We start from the raw sequence: 7,895 nt of genomic DNA, 5'->3' as shown, positions 1-7,895 counted from the left end.
TTGTGTTTACTTGGCTTTCAAACTATTATTTTTTCTAGGTTCGGTGCGCTTCGGTGTCGCTTCACTTTCGCTTGCTCTCCCGACCGCTTTATTAATGTAGCAACCACGAACCGCTTCTGTCAACTGTTTTGAAAAACTTTTTTGGAAAACTCTCAAAAGCTCCAAGGGCGCAGCTTTTGGGCCACAATGGGTTATGCGTTGAGCGCCTAAGGAAAGGAATCTGTGAATTTTCAGTTGGTGATTGCTACATTGCATAAGTTCTGGAGCGATCGCGGTTGTCTGATCGCTCAGCCCTACGATATTGAGAAAGGGGCAGGCACCAAGAATCCTCATACCTTTTTAAGATGTCTTGGACCTGAACCTTGGGCTGTGGCTTATGTCGAACCTTGCCGTCGTCCCACAGATGGACGCTATGGCGAGAATCCGAATCGCTATCAACACTATTATCAGTATCAAGTTTTGATTAAGCCTTCTCCAGATAATATCCAAGAGATATATCTGGACTCGCTGAGAGCTTTGGGTATTCGTCCTGAGGATCACGATATCCGGTTTGTAGAAGACAACTGGGAGGATGCCACAGTAGGAGCTTGGGGTGTCGGCTGGGAAGTTTGGCTAGATGGGATGGAGATCACTCAGTTTACTTACTTTCAACAGTGCGGAGGTATTGATTGTAGACCTGTCTCAATTGAGATCACTTATGGTTTAGAGCGATTAACCATGTACCTCCAACAGGTCGATGCATTGACTAAAATTCACTGGACTGACGATCTTACCTATGGAGACGTTCACCTCCAAGGAGAAATTGAGCAGTGTGTATACAACTTTGAGGCATCCAACCCAGAGTTGTTGTTTACCTTATTTGGTCTATACGAGCAGGAGGCAGAGCAAATAGCTCTACGCGGACTTGTCTTACCCAGCCTGGATTATGTTTTGAAGTGTTCTCACACATTTAATTTGCTGGATGCTAGAGGGGTCATTTCTGTAACCGAGCGGACGCGCTACATTGGCAGAATTCGCAAATTGGCACGGCGAGTTGCTGAACTGTACTTGCAGCAACGAGAGGCACTGGGATTTCCGCTGTGTAAACTACAAGAAGCTAAAGAACCAGTAGCTCAAAACTAGCAACAAATTTGGAGGATAGGTATTTCAGTGGACTGGGTTAGATGCTTCTGAAGACGAATGCAACCTTTTAGTAAAAACGAAGTTGACAAAGGAGGTGGTAAGACGCTTGCGAAGGCAGCAGGCTGTACTAGTGGCTTTTTTTCTCAGGTAATGCATCAGCAATCAATACAAAGAGTCTGCATTTGAAATGGATTGAATTGTGCTGGTATTGCTAGCTGTTAGCGAACATTATCTGTATGACTAATTTTGGGGGCAATCAAGTAGTGTTGCAGACAGTTCACAATTCTTACTTAGGAAGCACAGCAATGTGTATGCTGTTTCTGCACGCTGTACTGAGCTTGAAGATAAGTTTGACTATCTAATGAACTTAGCCAATGGCGTCATTTTAAGTTTGGCTTATATTCTGGGCTTGCTTTCTACGGGATTACCCTGGGGGAAGTACGGAATACTAGCCTTAGGGATTGGGGCAGCTGTTGTCTTGCCCCGATTTTGGCGAACAGGCCCGAAAGCGAGAGTGTGGCTGGTGGCTGGAGTTGTTGGGTTGCTAGCAGCACTTTATTTTCAAATGCGAATGCCGCAACCAGCGGCGAATAACATTAGCAAGTTTGTGTCTGCCCAAAATATTAGAGGCCAAGAGCAGGTTGTCACTGTTCAAGGCAAGATTGCAACTCCACCCCGACTGACGCAAAGTCAGCGATCGCAGTTTTGGCTAGAAGCTACAAAATTGAATGAGGTCAAGAACGGCAACAACAAACCCGCTGATGTCAGTCAAGGGGTGACTGGTAAGTTATACGTGACTTTGCCATTACTACAAGCAACAGGTTTATATCCAGGTCAAGAAATAGCAGTAACTGGAGTCTTGTATAAACCTAAGCCTGCTGCCAATCCAGGAGGCTTTGACTTTCAAGCTTACCTAAAAAGAGAAGGTGGGTTTGCCGGTCTCAGCGGACGTCAAGTTAGCTTTGTTAATGAACCAGAAAAACGTCCCTGGGGATTTTGGACTATCCGGCGGCGGATCATTCAATCTCAAGTACGTTGGTTAGGCAGTCCAGAGGGTCAGCTGGTCAGTTCGATGGTGTTGGGGAATCAGGCGGTAGATTTACCCTACGATGTTCGCAATAAATTTATCCAAAGTGGTTTGGCTCATGCCCTTGCAGCGTCTGGGTTTCAAATTTCTTTGATTCTGGGTGTGGTGGTGGCTCTGACCCAGCGTTTTTCGGTGCGATCGCAATTTATCATTGGGTTCACTGCCCTACTTGTTTTTGTAGGTTTAACGGGGTTGCAGCCTTCTGTGGTTCGAGCTGGAGTGATGGGTGTCGGAGCTTTAATTGCTTTGGCGATGGAACGAAAGGTAAAGCCGCTGGGTTCGCTCCTACTTGCTGCCACTCTCTTGTTGCTGTTTAATCCCCTATGGATTTGGGATTTAGGTTTTCAACTGAGTTTTTTAGCCACCCTAGGATTATTAGTTGCAGTACCTACGGTTACAAAATGGCTGGATTGGTTACCACCCGCGATCGCATCTTTGATTGCGCTTCCAATAGCCGTTTTTCCCTGGGTTTTACCCCTACAACTTTATGTCTTTGGTCTAGTATCTCCTTACAGCATCCTGGCAAACATAATAAGCACCCCTTTAATCTCCATCATTAGTATTGGTGGAATTATCAGCGCCTTAGCATCATTGATCTGGCCCTTAGCTGGCAGTGCCTTGGCTTGGTTGCTCTATTACCCATCCCAAGGGCTGATTCTGCTAGTGGAATTTTTTTCCCAGTTACCAGGAAATTCTGTTGCTGTCGGTACCATCTCTATTTTGCAACTGTTAGCTCTATACGGACTAATTGCTCTGGCTTCGCTGAGCAAATGGTGGCGTCGGCGTTGGTGGTTTGCGGGTCTAATTGCTGCCAGTTTAGTGGTTGTCCCAGTTTGGCAGACAAAAGCAACTTTATTTCGAGTCACGGTGCTTTCTACGCCGGGAGAGCCAGTGTTGGTGATTCAAGACAAAGGAGAAGTCACCCTGGTTAATAGTGGGGATGATAGTACAGCTAATTTTACTGTGCTGCCTTTTTTACAACAGCAGGGCGTCAATCAAATTGACTGGGCTGTGGTAACAGATTCTCAACTTAGTTCTAGAAGTGGCTGGCCTAAAATTTTGGAACGGCTCCCAGTGTCAAGCTTTTATGCTAACACTGCTTCTATTGGTAAACTTTCGACTCTAGGCGTGAAGATTCCAACTCAAGCTTTGCCAGTTGGTCAGAGTGTACCAATTGGAGCTTCAGTCATCAAGTTAATTAGTAGCCAACCACCAGTAGTGCAACTACAAATCGGCAACCAGATTTGGTTAGTGGTGGGAAATTTTAAGCCAGAGGAAAAGGAAAGAAAGTTAGCGCTTCTGAAACAATTACCTCCAGCCCAGGTGCTTTGGTGGTCTGGAGAAAATTTACAAGCTGATATATTGCAAAAGATGCAACCCAAGGTAGCGATCGCTGCCTCCGCAACTATCGATCCAGAAACGACGCAAGAGCTGCGAAAAATCAAAACCCAAGTCTATACAACCGAGCGTGATGGAGCAGTCCAGTGGACTCCTAGTGGTAGGTTTGAGACAACGCTGGAAGCAACGGAAAACGATGTTGGTATGAGATATTAGGAATGGGGAGTAATATTTTCCGGCTGTAGAGGTAAAGCTTAAATAGATAACTGACCTAGCACTCAGACTACCCCGATTGAGACAATAAGATTTGCTGCTCCTGGCAGAGCGTTACCGGAATCGGCGCAGGCGCTTTGGCTTACGTTTCAACTTGATTGCTGCCATTATCAACTTTGAGCTTGCCTCCTCTTCCTATTCATGCAAGAGGTCTATTGAGCCTTTTTTATAACCGTTTAGGAGATTTGAGAAACAAGCTTTTACAAAGCACTGTTGGGCATTACTCATTCAAAAAATGATTGAGGCTTGAAGCGAAACAATTTTAATTTTAAAATATTCACCTGCAATCAAACAAATGACCCCCGTATTTCTACAGTTTTAGAGGGAGAAGAAGTATTTAGCGAGAATTTATATTTTTCCGACATTTTTTTCGATAGCTTATTTACCGAAAGCCTCTAACCGATGCTAATAATGTTTTTCAGAACCCTCTCCAGAATGGAAACTACTCAACCTGCCTTGATAATAAATAGACCTCCTGCATGAATGGTCAAGTAGTGTGCCAGTTCATAATCGAGATTGCACAATAAGGGAGTAGATCAGCATCAAGACACTGGGGAGTTGGTATGCCGTATACGGAGCTACAATCGCTTTCAGAAGGTGAGTTCAAGCGCTTATGCGGCGTTAGTCGTGAAACCTTTGCTGAAATAGTTGAAGTATTACGCCCGCATCTGGAGGGCCAAGGACGACGAGGGGGACAACCCAAGCTCAGCGTTGAAGACCAATAGAAGAGTGGCATTGGAATATTGGAGAGAGTATCGCAGTCAATTTCACATTGGAGTGAGTTGGGGATTGCACGAGACGACCGTAGGGCGAATTGTTCGCAGGCGTTGAAGACTTGTTGATCAAGTGCGGCAAGTTCCGTCTGCCCAGTCAACGTCAACTATATCAGCCTGGTTGGGAGTGGAAAGTGCTGGTTGTTGATGTGGGAGAAATTGAGATTGAACGTCCAAAAAAAACCAGAAACGCTACTACAGTGGCTCTTCAATAGTGCCATACACTGAAAGCTCAAGTGTTAGTGGAGTTTGATAGTGGGCAAGTGATTTGTACAGCAGTAGATACTGGCAAAACACATGACTTCAAATTGCTCAAGCGTAGCCGTTTGCCGTTCGTATCGTCCCAATTATGTTTAGCTGACCGAGGTTATCAAGGATTTGCTTGCGCGTCATGTGGGAGCTTGCATACCAACTAAGAAGCGCCGTAAGCAACCGTTACCTGTTGAACAAAAGCAGCATAATCGGGCGCTAGCGCGATTGCGAGTACGAGTCGAGCATGTGATTCGCCGCTTCAAGATTTTTCGCATTTTTTCAGGACGTTATCGCAATCGCAGGCAGAGATTTGGTTTGCGCTTAAACCTAATTGCTGGCTTGCTGAACTACGAACTGGCACATGCCTCCTGATTCATGCAGGAGGTCTAATGGATATGCAGTGACGATTACCTCAAGTCGCGGCATGATGCTTTACTGGAAATTATTCGTTAGGCAGAAGAGATTGACGGAATTTAGTATATACTGATAATGCTGAGTTATTAACCTTTGGTTAATAAAGATAGCGCTTGGAGAGGTGGCAGAGTGGTTGAATGCGACTGACTCGAAATCAGTTGTGGCGGCAACGTCACCGGAGGTTCAAATCCTCTCCTCTCCGTTGAATTCAGACAATTAGTGAGATGGGCTGAACGCCTTGATTTGGTGGCGTCACGCGACCAATTATTTGGCTGTAGGTATATCCCAAAGTTTTGAGTGAGGCGACACAAGCATCAGCGCGTTCATCTAGAATCGCAGCTAAGAGTCCGCCAGAAGTTTGGGGATCGAATAGAAGAGGGTAAGTAGCGCGATCGCTAACTGCTGATAAATTGCTAATCTGGCGGGATGCCCGTAAATTCTGCGGGTGTAAAGAACTCACAATTCCCATTTGCAGCGTTTCCAAGGCACCTTCTAGAACTGGGATAGCTTCTAAATTGAACTCCACCGCCACCTGAGATGCTTGGATCATTTCCAGTAAATGCCCCAGCAATCCAAATCCTGTAATATCCGTACAGGCAGTAACTCCATGTTTTAATAAACACTTAGCGGCTGCTTGATTTGACAGCAGCATCGAGTGGACTGCATCATCAATCCACCGACCTTTTGCTTGCAAGCGCATCTGCGCAGCAAATAGAGTTCCCGTTCCTAGCGCTTTGGTCAAAATTAGCACTTGCCCCGGCTTCATACCTCCTTTTCGTAGCAGCTGATTGGGATAGGCTAAGCCGTTACAGGATAAACCAAAAGTTAGTTCTGCTCCTTCTGTGGTGTGTCCGCCTACCAGAGGTGTTTGCGACTGTTGCAGCACTTTAGCAGCACCCGATAACAGTTGATAAAGGGTTTCCTCCTGCTTTTCTTCCCAGGCGTAGGGAATAGTGGCAATTGCCAGCGCACTCTGAGGAGTAGCACCCATTGCAAAAATATCGCTTAAGCAATGATTAGCGCTAATTTGAGCAAAGATAAACGGGTCATTAATTAGACTTCGGAAATAGTCTAGAGTATGAACCATCACTTGATCTACTGGCACCTTGACTACGGCAGCATCATCTGGTGCATCAAGTCCAATTAAAATATCTTCACGATTACCAACTTCAGGGTGTTCTAATTTAATGCGGTGTAGGACTCGTTCTAATGTTGTACTACCGACTTTAGAACCGCAACCAGCGCAACGCATTGGGGGATTAGGGATTGGGGATTGGCTGTTGGGGATTGAGGATGGGGTGACGGCTGACATTTCCGGCAAGTTGTGAAAGCGTGCCATAAATTCGCGGTCAATGCGGTCTTTCCAGTGCCAAAACAAGCGCGATTCCCAACTAAAAGCTCCCCAAGAAGCGATCGCATTTTTATCCCCTGTACCAATTAAACTAAGATATTGTTTCTGCGGCTTGTACGGCTTGAGTGGTTTCCCTAGTAGCGTCCGTCGCAGGTTGTTAAACAGTGGCTTCCCCTGACGTACCGCAAAAACTCCCGCTTTGGGACGGGGATGATGAATCATCGTGGCAATATCACCTGCGGCAAATACTTGGGAATGAGAGAGCGATCGCAAAGTATCATCTACCTGGATAAAGCCTTTAGTATCGGTAGCCAATCCAGAGGCTTGCAGCCAACGAGGTGCCGATGCTTGTGTTACCCAAAAAACGCGACACTCAGCAGGAGTCCCCTCGCTAGCGCATTCAACCACTAAACCAGACTCACAAATAACCTTGTGCGGTTGAACTTCACACACCTTTTCCCCTAAATGCAACTTAACCCCACGCTGGATCAAAATTTTCTGGAGACGCCGACCCACCCAGGGGTTATAGTTCGGTAAAAGCTCAACACCGCTATGGAATAGATGGATTTCTAGATTTTCTGGAAACTGCTGGGAATGCTCAAAAAATTGATGCAGGCGAGATTGCATTGCTAGTGCCAGTTCCACTCCACCAGCACCTCCACCCACAATGCTAAGCTGTATCGGTTTCTCAGGCGTTTCTGCAACACTTTTCAGCAGATGATCCCATTTACTTAATAATTTTGCTACAGGTTTAGCCGGAATAGCGTATTCCGCTGCACCTGGTATAGATATTGTGGCTGGGGTACTGCCGATATCAATTGATAACAGATCAAATGCAACATCTGGATGGTTAGCACAGATGACTTTATTATTTTCCAAATCTAAACCAATCGCTCGGTCAAGATAAAATTGCGCTTGGGCAAATTGGGCAAGGCGTCGCAGATCGATGTGACTTTCATCGTAGTCATAAAAGCCTGCCACATGACCGGGCAACATACCAGAATAGGGCGTATGAGAAGTGTCTGTAATCAGCGTCAGGCGGACTCCCAGTAACGGTTTCATGCCGAACATTTTCAATACAATGGCATGGCTGTGTCCGCCACCAATCAGCACTAAATCTTTAACAATCGGAGATGTTACCTGCATCTAAAAGCTAGTGTTTAAATTTTCCAGGGTAACGAGATGCCACCCCTATAGATCATGGTAATTACTTCGGACCTTGCAGAGTGCATAGCACCTATCACACCGTTGTTCAAGTTACACTACCTTGTGTAACAGTAAAACT

3 protein-coding genes, 1 tRNA gene and 1 pseudogene are annotated in these 7,895 nt (G+C 45.8%); 4 read left to right on the top strand and 1 reads right to left on the bottom strand.

Annotation, left to right across the window (positions count from 1 at the left end):
- The first annotated feature begins 222 nt into the window (after nucleotides 1-222).
- From glyQ to NC994_RS25610, 4 genes and pseudogenes are all read left to right on the top strand, one after another.
- A complete protein-coding gene (gene glyQ, locus NC994_RS25625) occupies nucleotides 223-1,122 on the top strand; it encodes a glycine--tRNA ligase subunit alpha (RefSeq protein ID WP_190436777.1) in 900 nt (299 codons plus the stop codon).
- Between the two features lie 361 nt (nucleotides 1,123-1,483).
- Complete coding sequence (locus tag NC994_RS25620; protein WP_190436788.1) at nucleotides 1,484-3,763, top strand: ComEC/Rec2 family competence protein; 2,280 nt, start codon at nucleotides 1,484-1,486, stop codon at nucleotides 3,761-3,763.
- Nucleotides 3,764-4,383: 620 nt separating this feature from the next.
- Nucleotides 4,384-5,217 (top strand): annotated as a pseudogene (locus NC994_RS25615) (IS5 family transposase).
- 157 nt (nucleotides 5,218-5,374) lie between these two features.
- Nucleotides 5,375-5,461, top strand: a tRNA-Ser gene (locus tag NC994_RS25610).
- 6 nt (nucleotides 5,462-5,467) lie between these two features.
- Here NC994_RS25610 and selD read toward each other — a convergent pair.
- A complete protein-coding gene (gene selD, locus NC994_RS25605) occupies nucleotides 5,468-7,756 on the bottom strand; it encodes a selenide, water dikinase SelD (RefSeq protein WP_190436775.1) in 2,289 nt (762 codons plus the stop codon).
- Between the last annotated feature and the right edge of the window lie 139 nt (nucleotides 7,757-7,895).

The sequence above is a fragment of the Trichocoleus sp. AS-A1 genome, from assembly GCF_039962015.1.
Classification (GTDB): domain Bacteria; phylum Cyanobacteriota; class Cyanobacteriia; order Cyanobacteriales; family FACHB-T130; genus FACHB-T130.
Note: the sequence above shows the minus strand (reverse complement) of the source record. Positions and strands in the feature narration are given on the sequence as shown.